We start from the raw sequence: 23,505 nt of genomic DNA, 5'->3' as shown, positions 1-23,505 counted from the left end.
TGGTGGTATAAAGCTGCCTATTTCATCAAAATTTTGGTCATACGCTTAATACGGTCTGCTAGTTTTTCGCTACTTAATTTTTCTCGCAGCCTATCTGTAATTATTGGGAATGAAAAGGGAGTGGCTTTTGAACATTCTTTCCAGATTATATCTTGGTGTTCTATACGCTCAAGGGCCTTTCGTAAACGGCCTTCTTCCAATTGGTGCTCGAAAGTTTCGGTAAAGGCCTGTTGAAAAAGTAAGTTGTCGGCCTCGTAGTCACGAAAAACATCGAACAACAATTGAGAGCTGCTTTGTAGGTGTTTCATCTTTACCCCTTTGTTCGGGTAGCCTGTAAAGACCATACCGCTAATCACCGCAATATCACGAAATTTTCTACGTGCCATTTCATTCGAATTGAGACTTTTCTGTAAATCTGCAAGCATGAAGTCCGTAGAAAATAAATTATTGTCCAGTGTGGCTTGAATATCGATGGGCTTGTCCGATAGCATTTCAAATCCGTAATCGTTAAATGCCAAAGAGGCCGTTATCGGTTGCAACAAACTGATGCGATACGAAAGCAGACTGCTCATGGCTTCGTGTACCGCCCTACCTTCAAATGGATAGAAAATATGATGGTAACCGTCACGTGTCTTAAAGGTTTCAATTAGAAATTCTTGAGTTGTAGGTACGATGCTTTCTTGTCGTTGTTTATCGAAAATATGCTTTAGCGATTTTAACTCCGGACCCTGCAATTCGTTGGCAGCTGCTTTATAAAGTTCTTGACGTAGCAATTCAGACATTTGGGCGGAAAAGCTAAGTCGGCCGCCCATCCAACTAGGAACTTTGTTGGTTCTTTTGGTAGAGTTTCGAACATGGGCCTGCATCCCCTTAATTCGAATAAATTCTAGATTTCTACCTGCAAATGTGAATACATCGCCTCGAGTTAATTTCGAGATGAAATACTCTTCAATCGATCCGATGTAACCGCCGGTCTGATATTTCACGGTAATGGTGGCATCGCCCACGATAGTCCCGATTTGAAAACGATGTCGCATAGCGATACCACGATTGTTGACTTTGAACTTTCCGTCAGGTTCAACTTCTATTTTTTTGTATTCGTCATAGCTATTCAGGCTTTGGCTTCCCATCACCAAAAAATTAAGAAGCCATTGCCATTGGTCTTCGGTAATACCTTGATAACAGAAAGTCTGTTTTATCTCTGGGAAAATTTCCTTCGGATAAAACCCATCAGAAACCGCCAAAGTCGTCAGATATTGCAGCAACACATCAAAACTATTAAGGTAGGGCAGACGGTCTTCCACGGCATTGTCTTTTACCGCAACTTGCAGAGCTGAAGCTTCAATGAGTTCCATCGCGTGGGTGGGTAAAAAATGAATAACACTTTCCTTTCCCGGCCTGTGACCGCTGCGACCGGCCCGTTGCAAAAAGCGAGCTACCCCTTTAGGCCCCCCGATCTGAATCACCGTTTCCACAGGGGCAAAATCTACTCCCAAATCGAGACTAGACGTACAGACTACAGCTTTCAAACTTTCATTTCGAATCGCCTGCTCGACCCACAGCCGCGTTTCTTTATTGATGCTGCCGTGGTGCATGGCGATTTCACCTGCGTACTCGGGATATTTGGCCAATATTTTTTGAAACCAAATTTCACACTGACTGCGGGTATTGGTAAAGAGCAAGGTTGTCTTGCTATTATTGATAATCGGTACCACTTCGTCCAATAAATGTAATCCTAAATGCCCACGCCACGGAAAAGTCTCCATAGTCTTGGGAATGATACTTTTAACCGTAATTTTCTTTTTGAGATTGGCCTTGATCATGACCGAATTTTTTAATTCGGGTGAGGTGGGCCCTAAAAGAACCTCTCTGGCTTGCTCTAAGTTGCCAATGGTTGCCGAGATACCCCAGACGCGCAAATCTTTACAAACGGTTTTTAGTCGGCTCAGGCCCAATTCCATTTGTACGCCGCGTTTGGTGCCCAACAATTCATGCCATTCATCTACGACAATGGCCGAGCAGTCTTTGAAGGTCTTATCATAATTTTTAGAAGATAACAATAACTGAAGGCTTTCGGGGGTGGTTATGAGCAGATCTGGCATTGCCGTTCGTTGTTTCGAACGCTCTTTGGTAGTCGTGTCTCCTGTACGTATACCCACCGTCATTTGAGTGCCCAGGTCTTCGGTGATTCGTTCTGCAGATTGTTTTATTTCTTGGGATAAAGCGCGTAAGGGAGTAATCCAAATCGCCTTTAACCCCTTTTTATGCTTGGTCTTGTAGTGAGGGTTTTGTTTGATGTAGTTTAAAACTATAGGAAACCAAAGTGCATAGGTTTTGCCGCTACCCGTTGGTGCATTTAATAGGCCATGTTTGCCCTGTAGAAAAGCCGTCCAAGTGTCTTTTTGAAACTTAAAAGGTTTCCAGTTTTGTTGTTCGAACCAATTTTGGGCGATATGGAATAATTCTTTTTGGGTCATTAATTGCGGGAAGCGAAGCGACGAAGCATTTTTAATCATTCATCCAAGCTATAGCTAAGTCGTTCCGCTCAGGGTTAATCGAATTTATTAAATCTATTTTTCGTTTTTATTTGTTAAGATGTAGCAGTATCCTTCGGTCATAAAATTATTCGGTAATTGAAGCTCTTAACTAAGTTATACGTTTCTGTTTAATTAAGTCAGTGACCTTACCAAATTTCAGTTTACTTGCCGAGAGATTCCTTCACTGTGTTCGGAATCAATGCCTTTAAATCTTCCAAAGAATTCGCCTCATCAATTTTTTTGTCTTTTCTCCACCGTAAAATTCTTGGGAAACGGGTCGCTACCCCACTTTTATGTCTTTTCGAAAGGGCTATGCCTTCAAAGGCAATTTCGAATACATGATGCGGAGTCACACTACGTACGGGGCCAAAGCGTTCTAAGGTATTTCTTTTGATCCAAGCATCGACTTTTCTAAATTCAGCATCGGTTAACCCGGAATATGCCTTGGCAAAAGTGACCAATTCTTTTTCACCTACTTCATTAGTACCCCACAAAGCAAAAGTATAATCGGTGAACAGGTTGCTGCGCCTTCCGTGGCCACGCATGGCATAAGTGAGCACTGCATCAATGGTCAACGGGTCGATTTTCCATTTCCACCAGTCGCCTTTTTTTCTTCCGACTAGATAGGGCGAATCATTTCTTTTGAGCATCAGCCCTTCACTTCTTTTTTCTCTTGATAAATCTCTTTCTTCGGCAACTTCTTCCCATGAATTGAATTGCATCCGTTCTGAAAGAAGCAGGGGCATTTCATTTGTGGTCGTTTCGTAAAGTTGTTCGAGCAACTCTCTTCGCTCCGAATAATTTTTTTGACGAATGTCAACGCCTTGCCACTCTAACAGGTCGTATGCCTTAACGATTACGGGAGTTTTTTTGAGCAGTGCCTTAGATACCGTTTTTCTGCCGATACGTGTCTGTAAATCGTTGAATGTGCCGATTTTCCCGTTCGGATATGGAAGTATTTCACCATCTATGACCGTTCCATTGGGAATGGTTCCAACAAAATTTTCGAACTCAGGATATTTATCGGTGACCAGTTCTTCGCCACGGCTCCAAACAAAGATTTCATCGTTTCTCAAAATAATTTGAGAGCGAATACCATCCCATTTATGCTCGAAGGTCCAGTTTTTTACGTCGCCTAAATCTTCAGCTTCTCCTTCAATGGCATAAGCAAGGTAAAATGGATAAGGTTTAGAGAGGTAATCACTCTCATTTTCCTCTAAAATCAGTTCTTGAAAAGTAATGCTGTTCGGATCCCAATTTCCCATCAATTTATAAGCAAGAATGTCTTCGTCAATTTCGGTCGCTTTGGCCAAGGCACGGGTCATCAGTTTTTGGCTGACCCCGATTCGAAAGCTACCGGTAATGAGTTTGGTAAAAACAAATCTTCCATAATAATCCAGGTTTTTCCAATTTTGGAATAAGTAGCTTTTTTTATCGGTATCGCTTTGCGATTTCAACCAAATCATTTCTTCTAAAAACTGTGTCAGCGATTTTTCAGTCGAATGTTCATCTGATGGAACTACAAGGGCAATGGTTTCTGCGAGGTCTCCCACGATATGATAACTTTCTTCGAAAAGCCAAAGTGGTATATGGGCCAATTCTGAAGCCCACTCGCGCAATAGCGTTGTATTCACCGGCCGGGGTGGTCGGCGGTGAGATAAAATAGCTATAGTCCATACCTTGTCAGGGTCAGAAGCCATTGAAAAATAATCGGCCAGTGCCGCCACTTTTAGATTGGTCTTGTTCGTGCCGTCGAGAGTCTTTATAAGCTGAGAGAATTGTTTCATGCCGATTCTGAAGTTTCAGGTTCGACATTCAGTTCTGCAGATTCTCCTTCGAATTGGGTAGCTTCGGTACGGGCATCATAACCCAAATCGCGTAAGTACTGGGAAAATATATCGGTATAGCCATGAGTGCAAATCACTTTTTCGGCACCGGTGTTTTTTATTGCCGTAAGCAGGGAGGGCCAATCGCAATGATCGCTCAAGACAAAACCCTTGTCAATGGCTCGCCTACGTCGGGCACCCCTGAAAGCCATCCATCCGCTGGCCGATGCAGTAACATAAGGTACCATTTTACGAATCCAAGTGCTACCGTGAGCAGAAGGTGGCGCAAGTACCATGTTCCCTCTAATTTCTTCCTTTTTAGTGTCGCGAGTAATTCGTTCGGTTTCAGGAAAATCTAGCAAGGGTCGAAGTACATTGGTCATGTTTTCAATGGCTCCGTGGGTAAAAATCTTTCCGATATTGGGGTCTAGGTGTTTTAATAGGCGCTGGGCCTTACCTAAAGAATAACCGAAAAGTACCGATGTCTGCCCATTTGCTTTATTCTGTGACCACCATTCATTAATGTCGGTAAAGACCTCTTTTTGTGGCCGCCATAAAAATGCGGGCAGACCAAAAGTACATTCGGTGATAAACGTATGACACTTTATAAGTTCATAGGGTGTGGCGACTCCGTCATCTTCTAGTTTGTAATCACCGGTAAACACCCAGATTTCACCTTTGTATTCTACTTTTATTTGAGACGAGCCAATTATATGACCGGCAGGGTAAAGGGTGAACTTAACTCCGTTTATGGTGAACGTTTCTCCCCACTTTTTACCTATTACCGAAATGTCGCCTAACCGGTGCTTTATAATAGGAACATTGCTATCGTGGGTTATATATTGTTTGTGGCCCCATCTGCTGTGGTCTGCATGGCCATGAGATATTATAGCCTTGTTCACAGGTTTCCAAGGATCAAGATATACCTTGGCAGGATGGCAGTAAATACCTTGATCCGTAAATTCTAATAAGGGTTTTTTCATGGTAAACAGAAAGTTACTTATGTATGGGTTTTAGTCAGACATATAGTTTAAATGACGTACGCGTTAGCGATAGCAGTGAATAACCCGCAGTGCCAATTTTTGTGGCATGAGTATTAGCAACGTATAGCGCGACCCCGCGCCATAAGAATTATGGGCGAGGGTAACGCTAAAATAATCACGAAGCTTATGAGTTAAGACCTCTAAAAAAATTATATTTGCTGCCAATAAAATTGAAATTATGGCAATTGCAGATTTATACACCAGTGGGGAACATAGACGGAATTTAGCTCATTTTGCGGCCTTGGCTACGTTGGCTTCGATTGATGGAGAGTTAAGCTCGGAAGAGAAAAATATGTTAGATCGCTTTGCGACCAAGTTGGATATAACCGATTCGGAATATAAGGAGGTTATGAAATCGGAGAACAAATACCCTATTGCCCCACCTCATGATTCTGAAAAGCGCCTTGAAAGATTGTACGATCTTTTTCGTATTATCTTTTCAGACCACTTAATCGATGACGAGGAAATGGTATTGCTAAAAAAATACGCTATTGGTCTTGGTTTTTCTGGAAAGCAGGCCGATACGGTGATTGAAAAATCTGTCGCCATATTCAGTGGTAGAATCGATTTTGACGACTATATTTATTTGTTGAAATATTAGGTTTAACAAATGTCTTTAGTGATATTTCTCTAAAAATTCTTGTAGTTTTTTGACCATATTTTTGCTTCCGCAGAAGAAGGGAACACGTTGGTGCAATTCTGTGGGCTGAATATCCATTATTCTATTTTTACCGCCAATTGCCAAGCCGTTGGCCTGTTCGGCAAGAAACGCCATAGGGTTACACTCGTACAATAATCGCAACTTTCCTTCGGCGGTCACACTGCTTTTCGGGTACATGTAAATACCACCTTTAATCATATTGCGGTGAAAATCTGAAACCAAAGATCCGATATAGCGTGAGGTGTAAGGTCTGTCTCCCTCTTCTTGTTGGCAGTACTTGATGTAATCTTTAACCCCTTGGTGAAAGTGAATGTAGTTGCCCTCGTTAACCGAATATATTTTTCCGTCTTCGGGAAATTGCATATTGGGGTGCGAGAGGTAAAAGGTGCCTATCGCCGGGTTTAGCGTAAAGCCATTTACTCCGTCACCTGTTGTGTAGACCAACATCGTTGAGGTACCATAGACCACATAGCCTGCCGCGACCTGTTTTTTTCCGGGCTGCAGAAAATCTTCAAGAGTCACAGGGGTACCAACAGGGGTTACCCTTCTATAAACAGAGAAAATAGTACCTACCGATACGTTTACGTCGATGTTCGATGAGCCGTCTAATGGATCGATGAGCACAACATACTTGTTCTGGTGCTGGTTATCATTACTATTTATAGAAATAAAATCGTCTTCTTCTTCAGAGGCGATACCGCAAACTATCTCACGGTTGGTCAATGTTTGAATAAACTTTTCATTTGCGAGGACATCTAGCTTTTGTTGGTCTTCGCCTTGAATGTTGGTTTCCCCAGCTGCTCCTAAAATATCTACCAGTCCGGCCTTGTTTACCTCGTGGTTTACTACTTTTGCCGCCAATCTTATGGCATTGATCAATTTTGAGAGTTCGCCAGAAGAATATTGAAAAGAATCTTGATTTTCTATAATGAATTCACCTAAGGTGCGATTTCGTGTGGTCATGCGAAGAAGACTGTTGGTTCAACCACAAATATCGACTTTTTTGTGAAAGAAGCCTATTGCCATTTTATAATACTTTTTTAAATTTATAACTTTGTGTTTTATTTGTAACATTATATGGATTTTAATATTCGAGTAGCCCAAGAGCGAGATATGATAGCGGTGCATAAGCTCATAAAAGAGTTGGCCGTTTTTGAAAAGGAAAAACATGCGGTCGAAGTAACTATTGAAGATTTAGTGACCGATGGCTTTAGAGAGCCTAAGCTCTTTCATTGCTTTGTTGGTGAAAAAGAGGGTTCTGTAGTGGGTATGGCGTTAGTATATAATCGATACTCAACTTGGAAGGGGCCTGTAGTGCACCTAGAAGACTTGATGGTTTCAGAGAAGATGCGTGGAAGCGGATTGGGCAGTGCATTACTTTCAGAAGTAGTGAAATATGCCCATGGTTTGGGTGTAAAGCGTATCAGTTGGGAAGTTCTCGATTGGAACGAACCCGCTATTAAGTTCTACGAAAGTAAGGGGGCCAATGTAATGCGCGATTGGGATGTGGTTCAACTCGATGAAGCGGGAATACAGAATTTTTTGAACCAAATTGAAAACTAAAGAAAGGTCTTTTTAAGACCATTAAAAAATAAAGCTGTTTATGCGTGTATTTAAATTCGGTGGGGCATCGGTGAAAGATGCGGCCGGTATTAAAAATGTAGTTAAGGTTCTTCAAGAAACCGGACACGATAATACCTTGTTGGTCGTTTCGGCCATGGGCAAGACGACCAATGCCATGGAGGCAATCGTCAATTCTTATTTTAATGAAAAAGCGGTTTTACCTGCCGCCATTCAAGAGAGTATTGATTACCACGAGGCTATTCTTCATGATCTTTTTGAGAATTCTAATCATAACGTATTCGATAAAGTTAAACAACTGTTCGACGAAGTCAAAGGTTTTTTAGCTTGGAACAAATCACCGAAATACAATTTTGTCTATGATCAAATAGTAGGTTATGGTGAATTGATATCAACCACCATAATTAGTCAATACTTTAATGAGATAGGCATTAAATGCAATTGGCTTGATGTACGTGATTTTATTAAAACGGATGATAGTTATAGAGATGTTTCCGTAGATTGGGAACAAACCCAAGAACGCGTTAAGGCGATAGATAGAAGTATGCTGAATATTACCCAAGGGTTTTTAGGCAGTGATGAAAACAACTTTACGACCACATTGGGGCGAGAAGGTTCAGATTATACCGCCGCTATTTTGGCGTACTGCCTCAACGCCGACTCTGTAACCATCTGGAAGGACGTACCTGGCGTATTGAACGCAGACCCGAGATATTTTAAAGAGACCCAGCTTCTGAACAATATTTCGTACCGTGAGGCGATAGAACTCGCTTTTTATGGGGCTTCGGTGATTCACCCCAAAACATTGCAGCCGCTTCAGCAAAAAGAAATTCCCTTACATGTTAAATCATTTCTGAATCCGAAGGATCAAGGTACTACCGTCGGTAAAGGAGTGGGTATAGAACCGAAGGTGCCGTGTTTTATAGTTAAGAAAAATCAAGTGTTGATGAAACTCTCTTCTCTTGATTTTAGCTTTATCGTAGAAGATAGTATTAGTGAGCTGTTCAAGCTGTTGCACGACCATAAGATGAAGGTCGATCTTATTCAAAATTCAGCTATCAGTTTTTCGGTCTGTGTAGACAATCGATTTGGTAGACTGCAAGAATTGCTCAACTTATTGAAAAGCCGCTTCAAGGTGGTTCATCACGAAGGAGTGTCGCTATACACCATTCGGCACTTTGATGAAAAAGCTATCGAATCACTTCAAAACGGACATGAAATTTTATTGGAGCAGCGTGGAAAAGAAACCGTGCAATTAGTGGTAAAGTAGTTCGCTCAGCTTTGTTTCATATTTGTTAAAACGACAGGTACCTGTAACGTTTTTCCTATATTAGAGGTCTGCAAATTAATAAATGTATGGGATTAGTGACCGCAAAAGAGGTGGCTACGGCGACCAATCTTGATAGGTTTGGGTTTTTGGGAACGTTTATGGCGTGGATCTTAATGAAGGTCACCAAAATAACTAACATGAACCGGCGGTACGATAAGATGAGTCATCTTGATGGTGAGAAGTTTCTTAATGCGGTTTTAGAACAATATGAAATCGACTACGAAATTCCCGAAGAAGATTTAAAGCGTATACCAAAAGCTGGGCCGTTCATCACGGTCAGTAATCATCCCTTGGGGGGTATGGATGGTATCGTTCTCTTGAAGATAATGCTTCAGCATCGATCAGATTATAAAGTAATGGCCAACTTTTTGTTGCAAAGGTTTGAGCCGTTGGCTCAGTATATATTTCCTGTAAACCCCTTTGAAAACCATAAAGAAGCCAAGAGCAGCATGGCAGGCTTCAAGAATGCTATGTTGCATGTGCGTGGCGGTTACCCTTTAGGGATATTCCCGGCAGGGGAGGTGTCGACCCAAAAAGAAGGCAAGCTCGTTATTGATAAAGCTTGGGAAGAAACGGCTATTAAATTAATACGTAAGGCCGAGGTGCCCGTTGTACCTATTTATTTTCATGCACGTAATAGCAAACTTTTTTATCGACTGTCGAAAATAAGTGATGTGTTCCGAACGGCAAAACTACCTTCCGAGGTGTATTCACAATACAGAAGACCCATCAAGATACGCATTGGTCAACCCATTTCAGTGGCAACCCAAAAAGAGCAGCTTACCTTGGAGGAGTATACCGCTCTTCTTCGTAGAAAGACATATATACTTGCCAATGCCTACGAGAAAGAGCGTTTGTTCGATCAGTTGCCCACTAGCTTAAAATTGCCCAAACAACCTCGCAAAATTGCACGGCCCGTACGTTCTGAGCTCATACAGGCGGAAATCGTGAAGCTTGTAGAAAAAGATAGGCGTTTACTTCAAAGCAAGAATTACGAAGTATTTTTGGCTCCTGCGAAAGAAATGCCCTTTACTTTACAAGAAATAGGTCGACAGCGAGAAATTACCTTTCGAGAGATAGGGGAGGGAACCAACAATTCAATTGATATTGATCAGTTTGATGCCTATTATCACCATATGTTTTTATGGGATAATGAGGCCAAAGTAATTGCCGGAGCTTACCGAATGGGTCTCGGTAACCAAATTTTTTCAAAGTACGGTATAGATGGTTTTTACCTTCAAGATCTTTTCAGGTTTGACTCTGAACTTTTCGGAATGATGAGCCAATCGATAGAAATGGGTCGGGCTTATATTATGAAAGAATACCAACAAAAACCCATGCCCTTGTTTTTACTTTGGAAAGGCATTGTGCATACCACTCTTAGGTATCCTGAGCATAAATACTTAATAGGTGGGGTAAGTATAAGCAACCAATTCTCTAACTTTTCTAAATCGTTGATGATCGAGTTTATGAAAAGTAATTATTGGGACCCTTACGTGGCGCAATATGTAAGGCCCAAAAAGGAATTTAAAGTGAAATTGAAAGATGCGGATAAAGAATTTGTGTTCGACGAAACCCAGGCCGATTTAAATAAATTTGACCGATTGATCGATGAAGTAGAACCTGGGAATCTAAGGTTGCCCGTACTGATCAAAAAATACATTAAACAAAATGCTAAAGTAGTGGCTTTCAACGTAGATCCATTATTCAATAATGCGATTGATGGGTTGATGTACATTCGAATTGCAGATTTGCCCGAAAGTACCGTGAAACCGGTAATGGAAGAATTTCAGGCAGAGCTTGAACGAAAACTTAGTGAGGGCCAGCCAACCAACTTGCAATAGTCTATTGTTTTAGTCTAGTCTGCACCTACCACTTTACTTCTTCTTTCGTAAAGAAGATTGTCTTTCCAAACTCCATGTAATTTGCCGATACGTTCACGTTTACCTATATGGCGAAACCCCATTTTCTTGTGCAGTTCAACGCTGGCTTGGTTTTCGGGAAAGATACCGGATTGCAGTGACCAAATACCTGCTTTTTCGCTTGCCTCGATCAAGGCTTTCATTAGTTTTTTGCCTACTCCCTTTTTACGGGCCGATGAACTGACATACACACTTACTTCGGCAACACCGCCGTATACACATCGACCAGAAACGGGAGATAGAGCAGACCACCCCAGAATATTATTATTTTCTATAGCCACGAATCTGCATTGTTCAAGGTGACCGGCATCCCAACTGTCGAACGTGGGTATGTGAGTCTCGAAAGTGGCAAAGCCAGTTGCAATACCTTCGGCATAAATGGTAGAGACCATTTTCCAGTGCTCAGGTTTCATTGGAACAACCTCCATATACAACGCTGCTTACATCATTCTATAAACCTTTGAACCAATCTTGAAAGTAATGACCAAGACCAACCGTAGGTACCATTTTATCGTTCGCTGCGTTAATAAGACTCATGACAATTAAAACAAGACCTATGAGGGCTGCAAAACATCCTATGATGGGTATTAAGCCTAAAACGATAGTAAGAAGCCAAATACCAAGAGTTTGACGAATGTAGTAACTGCCAAGCTCAGTTTTGTTCTGTGAGTTCATGATTAGGGCGACAATCCAGCCAATAGCGGTTATATGCGCTATAATTGCTACCATTTTGCCACTGTCTGGCCCGCTGTTATCAAAGGTTTGTTTTGCTTCTTCCTTAAATTCGTTAGCTGTTTTCTTAGCTTTTTCAGCAAAATCGTCTGCAGTTTCTTTAGCCTCCTCAAATTTTTCTTTGGCTTTGTCTTCAAGGTCCTTCGCAGTATCGTTACCTTCATTGACCGCCTCGGAGGCATCGCTTTTTAAATCTCCTTTTTGTGGGTTAAGAGGGTTGATAGCGTCTTCACCTTCCCCTTTTCCAAATTTCTTATCGTCTGACATTGTTTGTTTATTTCGCTGGTGGTTTTAGTCTTAAATGTAGCTAATAATTATCTATTCTAGAAAAGCTTTGTCTACGGGTTCCCAGAGTTCAACTTTGTTTCCGTCGGGGTCAAGAATCCATCCGAATTTTCCGTATTCAAACTCCTCAATGTCACCGACAACCGTAACACCTTCATTCTTTAAAACTTTTAACAGTTCTTCTAGATTTTCTACCCTAAAGTTCATCATGAAAGATGATTTGCTAGGCTCATAATACTTGGTGTTTTCGTTCATTGGGCTCCATTGGGTAGAGCAGTCATTACCATTTTCGTCTTTCCACCAAAATGTACACCCATATTTATCGGTATTCAGCCCCAAATGATTTTTGTACCAATCTTTGATTTGATCAGGGTTTTTAGTTTTATAAAAGAAACCACCCAAGCCTGTAACTCTTTTTTTCATTCTCTTAGTCTTAATAGGTTTGAGGTTCTATTTCTTTTTTATGTTTTTCTCATAGAGATTTACCCAATCATCAACAGTCATTTTTGTGCAAAGTTCTTTGATTAACTCGTATGGAATATCGTCCATTTTTTTAAAGCGGATGCAACTCTTGCCCATATCAAGTTTGCGTTTAGAATGTTTGGGATACTCGCTCACAAACCAATTGTATAAATTTTTATCGGCATATATGCCGGAGTGGTAAAGAGCGACATAGTTTTTTTGCGAGGCAAGATTGATAAACGGTAAGGGTAATTTAGGGTTACAGTGATAACCATCTGGGTAGATCGAATGAGGCACCACATACCCCAACATACCATAGCTCATTTGTTCTTCGAAACCACTTGGTAATTTATCAAGAAAAATTTTTCTAATTCTTGAAATGATTTTCTGCCTTTCTTCGGGTAGCTGCTCTATATAATGTTCGGCCGAATTTGCTTTGTACTGCATCTTTATACGTGTTGATCGATGAGTATGGGGTTGCCGTCAGGGTCCTGTAAAATTAGACTAGCGGGCCCTGTGGTGTTTTCGTCGGCAGGGGTCTGTATTTCGATGTTCTTTGATTGGAGTTCTTTTTGAAGATCACGAACATCGGTAAAGTTTTTCAAGGTGTTGGCGTTATCGTCCCAACCAGGATTAAAGGTGAGAATGTTTTTTTCGAACATGCCTTGAAAAAGTCCGATAGTAGAATTTCCATTTTTTAAGATAAGCCAATTTTGCTCCAGTTCCCCAGCGAAAACGGTGAATCCTAAATTTTCATAAAAAGTTTTAGAGGCTTTGATGTCTTTTACATTTAAGCTTACTGAAAAATTTCCGAGTTGCATGGCTGTTGTTTTTTGATGAACTTTTGTTTCTACGAAAAACACTCAAATTGATATCTAGCTTTTCAGAGTACTTAAAGTTAGCAAAATTTCGCTTTCACTTTGTCAACGATAGTTTGCGCCAATTTTTCTAAACTTTCGACCGTCCATCCCGCTACATGTGGCGATAAGATAACATTTTGAGCTTGCACCAGGTATTGAAAAGCTTCCGGTAGATTATTATCCTTGTCTTTGAACATATTCTCAAATGAATTTTTTTCGTATTCGAGTACATCGAGACCGGCACCCAAAATCTTGCCTGATTTTAATGCAGCTACTAAGTCTTCGGTAATTACACATTTACCTCGGGCTGTATTCAATAACCAAAATGGGTGATGAAATTTTTCTGTAAATTCGGTATTGATCATACCTATGGTGCTTTCCGTTTGCGGAACGTGCAGACTTATTATTTGGCTACGTTGTTGTAATTCAAGAATGCCCACCTGTCTCGCATTTTCGTCACCTACACCACCAACAATATCATAGCAAATAACATCTTCGACATCGAAACCTTTCAGTTTTTTGGCAAAAGCCTTGCCCATATTACCATAGCCAATAATACCAACGGTCTTACCCTCTAGTTCTACACCTCTATTGCCTTCACGATCCCAAACACCGGATCGTACTTCTCGATCGGCTTTGTTCAAATTATTGAAGAGCGAGAGCAACATGCCCAAGGCGTGCTCCCCTACGGCATTTCTATTGCCTTCTGGGGCTGCGGCCAAGTAAATATCATTGGCTTCGGCATACTGCACGTCAATATTTTCTAGCCCTGCACCGAGCCTTCCTATAAATTTGAGCTTGCTTGCTTTCTGAACAAATTGACTATCGATGGTGAATCGGCTGCGTATGATAAGTCCGTCATATTCATGAATTTTAGCTTCAATAGCTTCTTTGGATGAAGTATAGTCTTCATGATTTTCAAAACCAAGTTCTGTGAATTGTTCAATTAGTAGTGGGTGATTTACGTCAACATGTAGTATTTTCATCAATCGCTGGTTTGTGGAGATTTGACCATTTCGTCTAACTTTTCTACGAATGACAATCTCTTATTTGGTATAAATTATAAGGGCAAAAATTTGAGATGTTATCATTTTAGATTCCTAAAACTACTTTCGCAATCCAAAAATAAATCAAGATACCGAAAATGTCATTACTTGTAGTAATGAACGGGCCGGTAGCAATTGCGGGGTCTATGCCTCGCTTATGTAAAAATAAAGGTATAAATGTGCCAATAAAACCAGCTACCAAGATAACAGCAACCAGGGAAATGGAAATGGCAAGGGCTGTCAAAAAATCGCCTTTCCAAAACCAAGTGAATAAAAGTAAAATAACAGCAAGAATAACTCCGTTCAACAGAGCCAAAAGCATTTCTTTAATTAATCTGCTACCTACGCTGCCTTTTAGATCATCATTTGCTAAACCTTGTACGATAATTGCACTTGATTGCACACCAACGTTGCCTGCCATAGCAGCGATTAAGGGAGTAAAGAAAAAGAGAATCGCATGTTTACTGATCATCTCTTCAAAACCGCCCATTATGGCGGCGGCACCTACACCGCCTATCAGACCCAAAAAGAGCCAAGGTAATCGGGCACGGGTCAGCTGCCAAATACTGTCATCTGCCTCGACATCTTGAGATATACCTGCAGCCATTTGGTAATCTTTATCGGCCTCTTCACGAATTACATCTACGATATCGTCGATAGTAATACGGCCAACCAATCGGCCGATTTCATCGACCACCGGAATAGCTTCTAAATCGTATTTTGACATTATTTTAGCCACTTCTTCGGGTTTCTCGTTCACATTTACCGAATCTACTTTTGGTATATAGACATCGGCAATATGTGTTCTGGTAGAGGTGGTCAATAAATCTTTTAATGAAAGCCGGCCTATCAGTTTATCCTCTTTGTCGACTACGTAAATAGAGTGCACGCGCGTGACATTTTCGGCTTGGGACCGCATCTCTTTAACACATTTCAAAACATCCCAATTCTCCCTCACCTTTACCAGTTCTTTGGCCATAAGGCCACCGGCAGAGTTCTCATCGTAACGTAATAGATCAACGATGTCTTTGGCATGGTCACGGTCTTCTATTTCAGAGATTACTTCTTGAACAATGTCGTTCGGAAGTTCTCCAATAATATCGGCGGCATCATCGGTATCAAGTTCGTCGAGCTCTTCGGCAATTTCTTTGGCCGAGAGGTTGTTGAGAATTGATTCCCTTACATCTTCATCAAGTTCGGTAAGTACATCTGAAGTTTTGTCGCTTTCGAGAAGTTTGATCAGGTAGGTTGCCTCATCTTCATTAAGCTCATTGATGATTTCAGCAACATCGGCATAGTGCACATCATCCATCAAAGACACCAGCTCGGTATTTCTTTGGCTTTCGATGAGCTGCTCTATTTCAGCAACCAGTTCGTCTGTGAGCTTAAAGGGTGTCATTGTTTCCGCGGGGTTTAATGATGACCGCGGCAAATCTAAAGAAAAAGCTTTAAAGGGCTGTCAAGATTACGGTTTCTTAGTGCTCTAAATGAGTTTATTGATGTTCTTTTAAATCTGATTCTATTTTTTTTGTCAAATTGATAAAGTCTGGTACGCTAAGTTGCTCCGGTCTTTTGTCAAAAACCTCTTCACTTCGTAATTCTTCAGAAAGTTCAAAGGTCTTCAAGCTGTTACGAATGGTCTTTCTTCTCTGGTTGAAAGCTGATTTAACGACTTTAAAGAAAAGCTTCTCGTCACATTCCAACTCGAAATTTGGTTTTCGAACCAGCCTTAGCACCCCAGATTGTACTTTTGGCGGAGGATCGAAAACTTGAGCGGGTACGGTAAAAAGATATTCGGCATCGTAAAATGCTTGTACGAGCACCGATAGAATACCGTAGGTTTTGTTGCCCTCTTTTTCACAGATACGTTGTGCTACCTCTTTTTGGAACATTCCCGAAAATTCGGGAACTTGACTTTTTATCTCAAGCATTTTAAAAACAATTTGAGAAGAAATGTTATAAGGAAAATTTCCTGTTATGGCGAACTGTTCTTTGCCAAAAAGAGTGTTGAGGTCATAATTCAAAAAATCAGCTTCGACCACCTCTAAAGTTGCTTTTCCTTTTAAAACTTGAGGATGCTCTAGCGGAAAACTATGATTGAGATATATAATCGAATCTGCATCAAGGTCCATGGCGACCAAACGAATCTCCTCTGAAAGTAAATATTTGGTAAGCACTCCGGTTCCAGGGCCTATTTCAATTACATTGGTATAGCCCTTTAGTGAAAGGGTTTCTGCAATTTGACGCGCAATAGACTCATCTTTAAGAAAGTGTTGGCCTAGGTGCTTCTTTGCTTTTACAGGTCCTCTTTCTTTTGAAGGTCGGTCGTATTTAGGTTTTCCACGTTTTTTCTTTTTCGACATAGGGGAAATTTAAGGCTATTTGGCCACATAGACCCAAGCTTGCTTACCTGATTTTAATGGCACTTGAATTCGCGAATATTCAGACCCTTCATAAATATCGGCTTGTAACAATTCATCATCAGAAAGTTGAAAGGCCACGCCACCTATTTTTGAATGCTGGTTTTCTGTTTTGACTATAACCGGGTATTGCCCATAGGCTTTTTGCAACGATAGTTCAAAGCCCAAAAGTTCATCGGTTTCTCCTTCTAGTATTCTTCCGAACAATTGCTCTTGAATATCGATTTGTCTTAGTGTTCCGTAACTGAATATATAAGGCATTAGTACTCACTTATGACTTTGAGTTCGGTGCGAAAAGACACAAATTTATTAGGAAACCGTTTTTGTGCCTCATTACGTAATCTATCTGCATCGTCTTTATAATACTTATTTAAAGTTTCTTTGTCAACCGTAGTGTATTGCACGGAATAGGTGATGCCCCCCATTTCTTCTTCAACTATAACTTGGGTCAGTTTGGCACTTAAGAATTTTCCCGTTGCCAAAACTTCGGGTATATGTTCTTTACGCATCCATTGAAGCCATTGTTCATGTACGGCTTCTTCGATATTAGTAGTTATATTATATATGTACATTGGTTTTGGTTTGATTAGGATTTTAAAATTGTAATTAAAATTTAATTAATTGCATCACCCCTAAGCCTTCTAAAGTGCTTTCTAGCCTGAGGTGAATAGTAACTGTCTTGATAGTTCAATATGATTTTTTCGTAGTGAGACTTGGCTTTTTCAGGTTGGTCAAGAACGTTTCTATAGAGCTCTCCCAAGGCAAAATGGGCATCATCGGCTAGAATTCCGTTATTGTAAAATTCAATTATTTTTTTGTAATTGAACTCTGCCGCGGTATAGTCTTTTTGGTTTTCTAAAAGTTCCCCTTGCTTCAATAGGGCCTCGTCTTCAATTTTTTCACCTTTATGGTTTTCTAAAATCTCATTAAGTTCGGTTATGGCCTCATTGGTCTTATTCTGATAAGCTAAAAGGTCGGCACGGGCGTACCTCTTCAATGCGGTTTGTGTAGAATCTTCTAACGAATTATCTGAAATCAATAAACTAAGTTGCATGGCATCATTGGCTATGAGCTGAGAGGTAGAGCTTCGCAATACTTTGAGTTGGGTAAGTGCCCAATCAAAATCACCTTTGTAAAAACTGGTCTGTGCTACCTTGAAACGGGCGTTTTGCCCTAGAACATCGTTCTTTAGGTTTTTCTGAATCTGTGAAAAATAAATAAGGGCTTCATTGAATTTTTGATCATATACTAAAATATCGCCCAAGGCCAACTTGATAAATGCTGTGCCTCTTGCGTTCAACGGAAGCTCAAGGCACTTTTTGAGTATGTCTACCGACTGTGTAGGGTCATTTTTTCTGAATGTTAGAAAATTGGAGTACGCTACCTGCAATTGAAGCGTCTGGTTTCGATACCCATAAATGTTCATTAAATCATTAAACTCTTTCTCGATTTCAACAATATTTTTATCATCTATGCTTAGAAGCTTGATGTCAATAAGATTTAATCTTGCGTTCAGTTTTGTAATGTCATCATTACTATTCTCTGAAATATACTCGAATATCTCTTGTGCTGTTTCTATGTCATTATCCTCCAATGTAACTTCGCCAAGACTTTCTAGGCGCTGCACAGTGCTACCATCCATACGCTTATAAATGGCTTTTTCTTGTCGAAAAGCACTCCCATATTGTTTTTGCTGAACAAAGAGCCAACTGAGCAGTTCGTTCCAAAGTATATTGGGGTTCTTTTGGGCGTTTTGTAATAATATTTTTTTTAACAGGATGTTGTTCTCGCTTTCAGCATCCGAAGAAATAAAAGCATCGATATTGCGAAGCACATTAGATTTTGAGGTTCTACCCTCGCTGATCAGTCTGAGATACGACTCGTACATCTTTTCAACATTGCCTTGTTCGCCGTAAACCCGGGCCATTTGGTAGTTGTAGTCTAATTTTGGGTTGAGTTCCATAGACCTCGAGTAGGCCTGTAAAGCCCAGTTAAGTAAGGCGTATTTTTGAAAACGGAAGCCGATACCATAACCAAAATTGGGGTTTTCGTCTATCTTTGAAATTGCCTTATTGTAATATTTTTCAGCTTTCTGAGGTTCGTTTTTTAGAGTGTGATTAAAACCTAGCTCAATAAATAGAGTAGGGTATACGTTACCTTCTTCAATTTTCTCTAAAAGAAATTTTTCGGCTTCGTCGTAACGCTCTAATTGTTGGTAGGTGGCGATAAGACCTTCTGCGTAATCGGTCCGCCTCGGATTTTTATCGACCAATTTTTCGTAGTAGACTACGGCTTTTTCAAAATCACCATCATTAAAATACTGCTTCGCCAAAAAATCTTCTTGTGCGTAGCTAACTATACAAAATAGCAAAACAATGATGAACGAAAGTTGCTTCATTAGTATGAAATATAGCAAATTTACGGTAGCCCCGAGAAAAAAGCTGTTAAGGGGTATATAATTTAGTTTGAGATGTTGTAACCAAGAACGTTCGCTTTTAGTGTGTATAAATTGGGTAACCCGAATACGATGGATGGAAATGTAGAAGATTACCTAAGCATATTTTTAAGAGTAGAAGTTACTGAGGCCGAGATGTAAGCTAAAAACCCGAATCGCAGAACCTTTAAATTACCCAGCGATTCGGGTCCGTTAGTTTTTTAGTCTATGATATCGAAACCACAATAAGGGACCAACACTTCAGGAATTTTTATACCCTCTGCCGTTTGGTAGTTCTCCAATATTCCCGCGAGAACCCGTGGAAGGGCCAACGAACTTCCATTAAGGGTATGGGCCAATTGGCTCTTGCCGTTTTCATCTTTGTAGCGAAGTTTTAATCTATTGGCTTGATAGGTCTCAAAATTAGAAGCGGAACTGATTTCTAACCAGCGGTCTTGTGCTGTTGAGAACACCTCAAAATCGTAGGTTAGGGCTGCGGTAAAGCCCAGATCACCCCCGCATAGCCGAAGTATGCGATAAGGTAATTTTAGTTCTCGTAGAATATTCTTTATATGCTCGACCATGCTGTCTAAAGCCTCATATGATTTTGAAGGATGCTCAACACGTACAATCTCTACCTTATCGAACTGGTGAAGCCTGTTCAGGCCACGAACATGCGCCCCATAACTACCGGCCTCTCTTCTGAAACAAGGGGTGTAGGCTGTATATCTTATCGGGAAATCACCCTCAGAAACGATTTCATTACGTAGAATATTGGTTACCGGAACCTCTCCTGTGGGGATCAAATACAGATCGTCTTCGGTTACATGGTACATTTGCCCCTCTTTGTCGGGCAGCTGACCTGTGCCGTAGCCAGATAGCTCATTGACCAAATGTGGTACTTGCATTTCGGTATAACCTGCTTCAGTGTTTTTATCCAAAAAATATGAGATAAGGGCCCGTTGCAGACGAGCGCCTTTGCCTTTGTAGACGGGAAAACCCGCGCCGGTTATCTTTACCCCGAGCTCGAAATCGATGATATCATATTTCTTGGCAAGTTCCCAATGGGGTAAAGCATCGGTGGCCAAGGTAGGAATTTCACCTTCATTATAAATCTCTTCGTTGTCATCTTCAGAGTTTCCCGCAGGTACAGAATCGTGAGGGGCATTGGGTATCTGATACAACATGGCCTGTAGCTCTTCAGCAACAGAATTCAGTTGTTCGCTCAAGTTTTTTGATTCTTCCTTTAGAGTACCGGTTTTCTCTTTTAATTCGTTGGCTTCCTGAGGTTTTCCGCTTTTGAAAAGCATGCCTATTTCTTTAGATAGCTTATTGCTTTCTGCTAAAATATTATCAAGTTGTGTTTGTGTTGCCCGCCTTTTTTCATCCAGCTCTAAAACACCATTCACCAAGGGCGATGCATCAATATTCCTTTTTGTCAAGGCGTTGATGATTTCATCCTTTTTTTCTCGAATGGTCTGTAATTGTAACATGTGTATTCGGTTTTGATGGCAAATTTAAGTTTTCTTAGGTTTAAAATGGATACTTTTAGAGCCTATATTATAAAACAGAATTAGAATGATTTTTGAACATTTTGCAATTAATGTAGCCGATGTCGACGCTGTAGTAGAGTGGTATACGACAAATCTTAAAGTGCAGGTGGCTAGCGCTCAACAAGAACCTCCGTTTATGACATTTTTGGCCGATTCCGCAGGGCGTGTTTTTGTAGAACTATATCACAGGCCAGACGAAGCTATCACCGATTTTACAAAACAACATTTTCTGACCTTTCATTTGGCGATGGTTTCTGAAAATGCCGAAGCAGACAAAATGCGACTTATAGATGTAGGTGCCTCTTTTGTAGAAGAGGTGAAGAAACAAGACGGAAGCCATCTTGTAATGTTGCGTGATCCATGGGGAATGCCTTTGCAACTCTGCCAGAGAACCGATAAGTTTTAGAAAATATTAGTTTGGTATAGGAAAGCTAATCGCTGCCTTTGCTGGGTAAAATCCATTCGTTATGCCAGAAGTAATTCCATTCGGCATTGGCCAGATCAACGGTGGGGTCGATAAAGGCGCGATATGCTTTGCCATTAACGCTAACTTTTGAGTTTAGTGCATAAACTGAAATATTTTCACCTTTTTCTGCGTGTTCTTTTTTAAGTCTTTGAGCGAACTGCCAGATAAAATCTGGATAAGAAGCTATTCTTCTCTTTTGTTTTTTCGAAAGGTATTGGTCTAAATCGGCAATTTTTGATTCGTGCGTGTCTTGATTTACAATTTTAAATTTAATAGTGCCGCCACGACTTCTAAGCATCATGCGCCAGCTTAGACGATGGCCTTCTTCGGTCCAGAGTACCTCGTCTTTTATAAAATGATGCCGAACAGGAAGCAGAAATTGAATGATAAAATAGGTGCTGGCAATGGCGTAAATGAATGGCTGGTTGATCGGTACTTCGGTCTTGTTAATTTGGTAGGGAGGCTTCCGTTTGAAGAAAATCTTTCGAATAGTTTCCGGCTCAAAAAAGAATACCGTAAAAGCCAATGATAGATATGGAAATATTCCTATTTGAAAAATGATCGAATTGAAAAGATGAAAGAAAATTGAAGCGAAAAAAGCAATTTTTCGAGTGGGCTTAAAAAGTAGGGCCGGTACAATCAGTAAATCGAATAGAATACCGAAGACCCCAATAATCTTATGAATCCATGGTTCTTGAAGAAAAGCGCCGACAAATGGATAATTGGCTTTGCCCTGCATGAGTATTTTGATGATACCGAAATCGAGCCAATCAGCATAAATTTTGGCGACCGAGGCGTATACATAAACAATTAACAACTGTAATATAACGACCCATTTTACATAAGAATGCATACTATCTTCCCTTAGAGAGGGGTTGTGCCGAACATCTAGCGAATGGCTTCTATGTGCCGGAAAAAAACACATGAAGCCAGAAATTAATATCAGAAGATAGTAATGATTGTTATATGATGTTTTTTGCATCAGGTAAACCGATGCCCACAATATGGTAAAAGAAATAATGCTAAGTCGATATTTATAACCTAACGCGATACATATGCCAAGGGTGCCCATGACAAAAAAATAGAAATACATACCATAACCGGGAAGTGGCTGTAGCCAATCAAAACCGATAAAATTGAATGTAAAAAGGGGCTCTACAAGAGTTCGCCTTACCCAACCGGTAAGAATGGCACCATAACATTCTAAAGCGACCAAAACACCAAAAAATATACGGAATATAATTAAGGGCGAATTGTCGATTTTAGTAAAGAGAAACCGCTTCATATGTGATTAAAAGTGCTTTCTCAAAGGTATCAAGATTTTAAGAGAGGGTGTAAGTTTTTTTAGATTTATGCGTTGTACATAACTTTTTGAACAAATCTAGGTTGAAAGAAGTTTCAGAGAAGTTTCCTTGTCTTTTTGCAGCTGTAGTTTCAGTTCTTCTACAGAATCAAACTTATGCTCATCACGAATTCGATGAAGTATTTCAATTTGAATTTTCTTTCCGTATAAATCTTGGTCGAAGTCGAAGAAATTGATTTCGGTACTTTTTTCTTTTCCAGCTACGGTCGGATTATAGCCGATGTTCATCATGCCATGTACCGTATCGCCCAGTAATAAGCTTTTAACTACATATACTCCATTTTTAGGTACAAGCTTATAGTTTTCTTCAATGTGAAGGTTTGCCGTCGGAAAATTAAGTTTTCTGCCAAGTCCCTTTCCTTTTTTAATGGTACCGGTAAGCATGTAAGAATAGCCTAAATAAGAATTGGCCGTAGTAATGTCACCATCTTCGAGCGCTTTTCTAATTTTGGTAGAACTAACGGATACTTCTTCAACTTCCTGTGCCGGTATTTCCTCTACTTCAAAATCTAAGGTATTGCCAAAGGCTTTTAAATCGGTGATGTTTGCATTTCTATTTCTGCCGAACCGATGGTCATATCCAATAATAATCTTTTTGGTTTTTAAATCGTTGACCAAAATGTCTCGAACAAACTCGGTGGCCGTCAAGCGTGAGAACTCTCTTGTAAAAGGGTGTATGATAAGTTGGTCAAGACCAAGGTTCTTGAGAATTTGCGTTTTCTCATCTATAGTGTTGAGAAGTTTAATATCTGTGTCTTTCTGCAATACCATTCTCGGATGCGGAAAAAAGGTAAGCACCGTTGATTTTAAATTCAGTGTGGCAGCATTTTTGATAAGTCTTTCGAGTATTTTACGGTGCCCAATATGCACACCGTCAAAAGTACCTATAGTGATTGCCGTGGGATGCGGTTCATCGTATTTGGAAAGGCTTTGGACTGTTACCACGTACTAAAAATAATAAAAAGGCTTATATTTGAGATTGCG

Annotated in this window: 23 protein-coding genes; 5 read left to right on the top strand and 18 right to left on the bottom strand. The window is 40.4% G+C overall.

The window, feature by feature from the left end; all coding sequences use genetic code 11:
- Positions 1-17: 17 nt before the first annotated feature.
- From IV512_RS08950 to IV512_RS08940, 3 genes are all read right to left on the bottom strand, one after another.
- Positions 18-2,477 carry a ligase-associated DNA damage response DEXH box helicase gene (locus IV512_RS08950; RefSeq protein WP_209402884.1) on the bottom strand — a complete coding sequence of 820 codons (2,460 nt, stop codon included), beginning with the start codon at positions 2,475-2,477 and terminating at the stop codon, positions 18-20.
- A gap of 221 nt (positions 2,478-2,698) precedes the next feature.
- Positions 2,699-4,324 carry an ATP-dependent DNA ligase gene (locus IV512_RS08945; protein WP_209402530.1) on the bottom strand — a complete coding sequence of 542 codons (1,626 nt, stop codon included), beginning with the start codon at positions 4,322-4,324 and terminating at the stop codon, positions 2,699-2,701.
- Positions 4,321-5,346: a ligase-associated DNA damage response exonuclease gene (locus IV512_RS08940; protein WP_209402528.1), complete on the bottom strand. Its 1,026-nt coding sequence runs from the start codon at positions 5,344-5,346 to the stop codon at positions 4,321-4,323. The genes IV512_RS08945 and IV512_RS08940 overlap by 4 nt, the downstream gene beginning before the upstream one ends.
- 238 nt (positions 5,347-5,584) lie before the next feature.
- On the opposite strand from IV512_RS08940, the gene IV512_RS08935 reads away from it, so the two are divergent.
- On the top strand, positions 5,585-6,007 hold the full coding sequence (locus IV512_RS08935) for a TerB family tellurite resistance protein (RefSeq protein WP_209402527.1): 423 nt from the start codon (positions 5,585-5,587) through the stop codon (positions 6,005-6,007).
- Positions 6,008-6,022: 15 nt separating this feature from the next.
- Here the strand turns inward: IV512_RS08935 and fbp are convergent, their stop codons facing one another.
- Positions 6,023-7,030 carry a class 1 fructose-bisphosphatase gene (gene fbp, locus IV512_RS08930; protein WP_100870700.1) on the bottom strand — a complete coding sequence of 336 codons (1,008 nt, stop codon included), beginning with the start codon at positions 7,028-7,030 and terminating at the stop codon, positions 6,023-6,025.
- 114 nt (positions 7,031-7,144) lie between these two features.
- On the opposite strand from fbp, the gene IV512_RS08925 reads away from it, so the two are divergent.
- The 3 genes from IV512_RS08925 (at position 7,145) to IV512_RS08915 (ending at position 10,822) form a co-directional block, all read left to right on the top strand.
- Positions 7,145-7,630, top strand: coding sequence for a GNAT family N-acetyltransferase (locus IV512_RS08925; protein WP_209402525.1), 486 nt, complete (start codon positions 7,145-7,147; stop codon positions 7,628-7,630).
- Positions 7,631-7,670: 40 nt separating this feature from the next.
- On the top strand, positions 7,671-8,918 hold the full coding sequence (locus tag IV512_RS08920; RefSeq protein WP_209402523.1) for an aspartate kinase: 1,248 nt from the start codon (positions 7,671-7,673) through the stop codon (positions 8,916-8,918).
- A gap of 86 nt (positions 8,919-9,004) precedes the next feature.
- The gene (locus tag IV512_RS08915; protein WP_209402521.1) at positions 9,005-10,822 is read left to right on the top strand and encodes a lysophospholipid acyltransferase family protein; all 1,818 of its coding nucleotides are present in this window, start codon (positions 9,005-9,007) and stop codon (positions 10,820-10,822) included.
- A 14-nt stretch (positions 10,823-10,836) separates the two neighbouring features.
- Here the strand turns inward: IV512_RS08915 and IV512_RS08910 are convergent, their stop codons facing one another.
- The 12 genes from IV512_RS08910 to serS all read right to left on the bottom strand — a co-directional run bounded on the left by IV512_RS08910 (position 10,837) and on the right by serS (position 20,632).
- Positions 10,837-11,328: a GNAT family N-acetyltransferase gene (locus IV512_RS08910; RefSeq protein ID WP_209402520.1), complete on the bottom strand. Its 492-nt coding sequence runs from the start codon at positions 11,326-11,328 to the stop codon at positions 10,837-10,839.
- 22 nt (positions 11,329-11,350) lie between these two features.
- The gene (locus IV512_RS19885) at positions 11,351-11,899 is read right to left on the bottom strand and encodes a YtxH domain-containing protein (protein WP_245224706.1); all 549 of its coding nucleotides are present in this window, start codon (positions 11,897-11,899) and stop codon (positions 11,351-11,353) included.
- A gap of 51 nt (positions 11,900-11,950) precedes the next feature.
- On the bottom strand, positions 11,951-12,340 hold the full coding sequence (locus IV512_RS08900) for a VOC family protein (protein ID WP_209402518.1): 390 nt from the start codon (positions 12,338-12,340) through the stop codon (positions 11,951-11,953).
- A gap of 27 nt (positions 12,341-12,367) precedes the next feature.
- Entirely contained in the window at positions 12,368-12,826 is a 459-nt protein-coding gene (locus IV512_RS08895) for a DUF1801 domain-containing protein (RefSeq protein ID WP_209402516.1), read from the bottom strand.
- 2 nt (positions 12,827-12,828) lie between these two features.
- Complete coding sequence (locus tag IV512_RS08890) at positions 12,829-13,200, bottom strand: VOC family protein (protein WP_209402514.1); 372 nt, start codon at positions 13,198-13,200, stop codon at positions 12,829-12,831.
- 77 nt (positions 13,201-13,277) lie between these two features.
- Positions 13,278-14,225 (bottom strand): 2-hydroxyacid dehydrogenase, encoded by a 948-nt coding sequence (locus IV512_RS08885; protein WP_209402512.1) that lies wholly within the window; start codon positions 14,223-14,225, stop codon positions 13,278-13,280.
- A 106-nt stretch (positions 14,226-14,331) separates the two neighbouring features.
- On the bottom strand, positions 14,332-15,684 hold the full coding sequence (gene mgtE / locus IV512_RS08880; RefSeq protein ID WP_209402510.1) for a magnesium transporter: 1,353 nt from the start codon (positions 15,682-15,684) through the stop codon (positions 14,332-14,334).
- Positions 15,685-15,778: 94 nt separating this feature from the next.
- Positions 15,779-16,648 carry a 16S rRNA (adenine(1518)-N(6)/adenine(1519)-N(6))-dimethyltransferase RsmA gene (gene rsmA / locus IV512_RS08875; RefSeq protein ID WP_209402508.1) on the bottom strand — a complete coding sequence of 290 codons (870 nt, stop codon included), beginning with the start codon at positions 16,646-16,648 and terminating at the stop codon, positions 15,779-15,781.
- Positions 16,649-16,663: 15 nt separating this feature from the next.
- The gene (locus IV512_RS08870; protein ID WP_209402506.1) at positions 16,664-16,966 is read right to left on the bottom strand and encodes a gamma-glutamylcyclotransferase family protein; all 303 of its coding nucleotides are present in this window, start codon (positions 16,964-16,966) and stop codon (positions 16,664-16,666) included.
- A complete protein-coding gene (locus IV512_RS08865) occupies positions 16,966-17,277 on the bottom strand; it encodes a DUF4286 family protein (RefSeq protein WP_209402504.1) in 312 nt (103 codons plus the stop codon). Before IV512_RS08865 ends, IV512_RS08870 begins: the two co-directional genes overlap by 1 nt.
- 41 nt (positions 17,278-17,318) lie before the next feature.
- A complete protein-coding gene (locus IV512_RS08860; protein WP_209402502.1) occupies positions 17,319-19,103 on the bottom strand; it encodes a tetratricopeptide repeat protein in 1,785 nt (594 codons plus the stop codon).
- Positions 19,104-19,360: 257 nt separating this feature from the next.
- Positions 19,361-20,632, bottom strand: a complete 1,272-nt coding sequence (gene serS, locus IV512_RS08855; protein WP_209402500.1) for a serine--tRNA ligase — start codon at positions 20,630-20,632, stop codon at positions 19,361-19,363.
- Between the two features lie 85 nt (positions 20,633-20,717).
- Between serS and IV512_RS08850 the strand changes: the two genes are divergently transcribed.
- Positions 20,718-21,098 (top strand): VOC family protein, encoded by a 381-nt coding sequence (locus tag IV512_RS08850; protein WP_209402498.1) that lies wholly within the window; start codon positions 20,718-20,720, stop codon positions 21,096-21,098.
- A gap of 25 nt (positions 21,099-21,123) precedes the next feature.
- Here the strand turns inward: IV512_RS08850 and IV512_RS08845 are convergent, their stop codons facing one another.
- Both IV512_RS08845 and IV512_RS08840 read right to left on the bottom strand, forming a co-directional pair.
- Positions 21,124-22,443 (bottom strand): HTTM domain-containing protein, encoded by a 1,320-nt coding sequence (locus IV512_RS08845; protein ID WP_209402496.1) that lies wholly within the window; start codon positions 22,441-22,443, stop codon positions 21,124-21,126.
- Between the two features lie 96 nt (positions 22,444-22,539).
- The gene (locus IV512_RS08840) at positions 22,540-23,466 is read right to left on the bottom strand and encodes a bifunctional riboflavin kinase/FAD synthetase (protein WP_209402494.1); all 927 of its coding nucleotides are present in this window, start codon (positions 23,464-23,466) and stop codon (positions 22,540-22,542) included.
- Positions 23,467-23,505: the final 39 nt, after the last annotated feature.

Source organism: Pseudozobellia sp. WGM2, from assembly GCF_017810075.1.
Lineage (GTDB): Bacteria > Bacteroidota > Bacteroidia > Flavobacteriales > Flavobacteriaceae > JADNYK01.
The sequence above is the reverse complement of the archived record's forward strand: the minus strand, read 5'-3'. Positions and strand labels throughout refer to the sequence as shown.

Excerpts from the sequence above, each read along its gene's own strand:
- IV512_RS08915 (WP_209402521.1), top strand. The coding sequence starts at position 9,005 with ATGGGATTAGTGACCGCAAAAGAGGTGGCTACGGCGACCAATCTTGAT.
- rsmA (WP_209402508.1), bottom strand. The coding sequence starts at position 16,648 with ATGTCGAAAAAGAAAAAACGTGGAAAACCTAAATACGACCGACCTTCA.
- IV512_RS08940 (WP_209402528.1), bottom strand. The coding sequence starts at position 5,346 with ATGAAAAAACCCTTATTAGAATTTACGGATCAAGGTATTTACTGCCAT.
- fbp (WP_100870700.1), bottom strand. The coding sequence starts at position 7,030 with ATGACCACACGAAATCGCACCTTAGGTGAATTCATTATAGAAAATCAA.
- IV512_RS08900 (WP_209402518.1), bottom strand. The coding sequence starts at position 12,340 with ATGAAAAAAAGAGTTACAGGCTTGGGTGGTTTCTTTTATAAAACTAAA.
- IV512_RS08925 (WP_209402525.1), top strand. The coding sequence starts at position 7,145 with ATGGATTTTAATATTCGAGTAGCCCAAGAGCGAGATATGATAGCGGTG.
- IV512_RS08860 (WP_209402502.1), bottom strand. The coding sequence starts at position 19,103 with ATGAAGCAACTTTCGTTCATCATTGTTTTGCTATTTTGTATAGTTAGC.
- IV512_RS08890 (WP_209402514.1), bottom strand. The coding sequence starts at position 13,200 with ATGCAACTCGGAAATTTTTCAGTAAGCTTAAATGTAAAAGACATCAAA.
- mgtE (WP_209402510.1), bottom strand. The coding sequence starts at position 15,684 with ATGACACCCTTTAAGCTCACAGACGAACTGGTTGCTGAAATAGAGCAG.
- IV512_RS08935 (WP_209402527.1), top strand. The coding sequence starts at position 5,585 with ATGGCAATTGCAGATTTATACACCAGTGGGGAACATAGACGGAATTTA.
- IV512_RS08910 (WP_209402520.1), bottom strand. The coding sequence starts at position 11,328 with ATGGAGGTTGTTCCAATGAAACCTGAGCACTGGAAAATGGTCTCTACC.
- IV512_RS08895 (WP_209402516.1), bottom strand. The coding sequence starts at position 12,826 with ATGCAGTACAAAGCAAATTCGGCCGAACATTATATAGAGCAGCTACCC.
- IV512_RS08885 (WP_209402512.1), bottom strand. The coding sequence starts at position 14,225 with ATGAAAATACTACATGTTGACGTAAATCACCCACTACTAATTGAACAA.
- IV512_RS08850 (WP_209402498.1), top strand. The coding sequence starts at position 20,718 with ATGATTTTTGAACATTTTGCAATTAATGTAGCCGATGTCGACGCTGTA.
- IV512_RS08845 (WP_209402496.1), bottom strand. The coding sequence starts at position 22,443 with ATGAAGCGGTTTCTCTTTACTAAAATCGACAATTCGCCCTTAATTATA.
- IV512_RS08870 (WP_209402506.1), bottom strand. The coding sequence starts at position 16,966 with ATGCCTTATATATTCAGTTACGGAACACTAAGACAAATCGATATTCAA.
- serS (WP_209402500.1), bottom strand. The coding sequence starts at position 20,632 with ATGTTACAATTACAGACCATTCGAGAAAAAAAGGATGAAATCATCAAC.
- IV512_RS08950 (WP_209402884.1), bottom strand. The coding sequence starts at position 2,477 with ATGACCCAAAAAGAATTATTCCATATCGCCCAAAATTGGTTCGAACAA.
- IV512_RS08865 (WP_209402504.1), bottom strand. The coding sequence starts at position 17,277 with ATGTACATATATAATATAACTACTAATATCGAAGAAGCCGTACATGAA.
- IV512_RS08945 (WP_209402530.1), bottom strand. The coding sequence starts at position 4,324 with ATGAAACAATTCTCTCAGCTTATAAAGACTCTCGACGGCACGAACAAG.
- IV512_RS08920 (WP_209402523.1), top strand. The coding sequence starts at position 7,671 with ATGCGTGTATTTAAATTCGGTGGGGCATCGGTGAAAGATGCGGCCGGT.
- IV512_RS19885 (WP_245224706.1), bottom strand. The coding sequence starts at position 11,899 with ATGTCAGACGATAAGAAATTTGGAAAAGGGGAAGGTGAAGACGCTATC.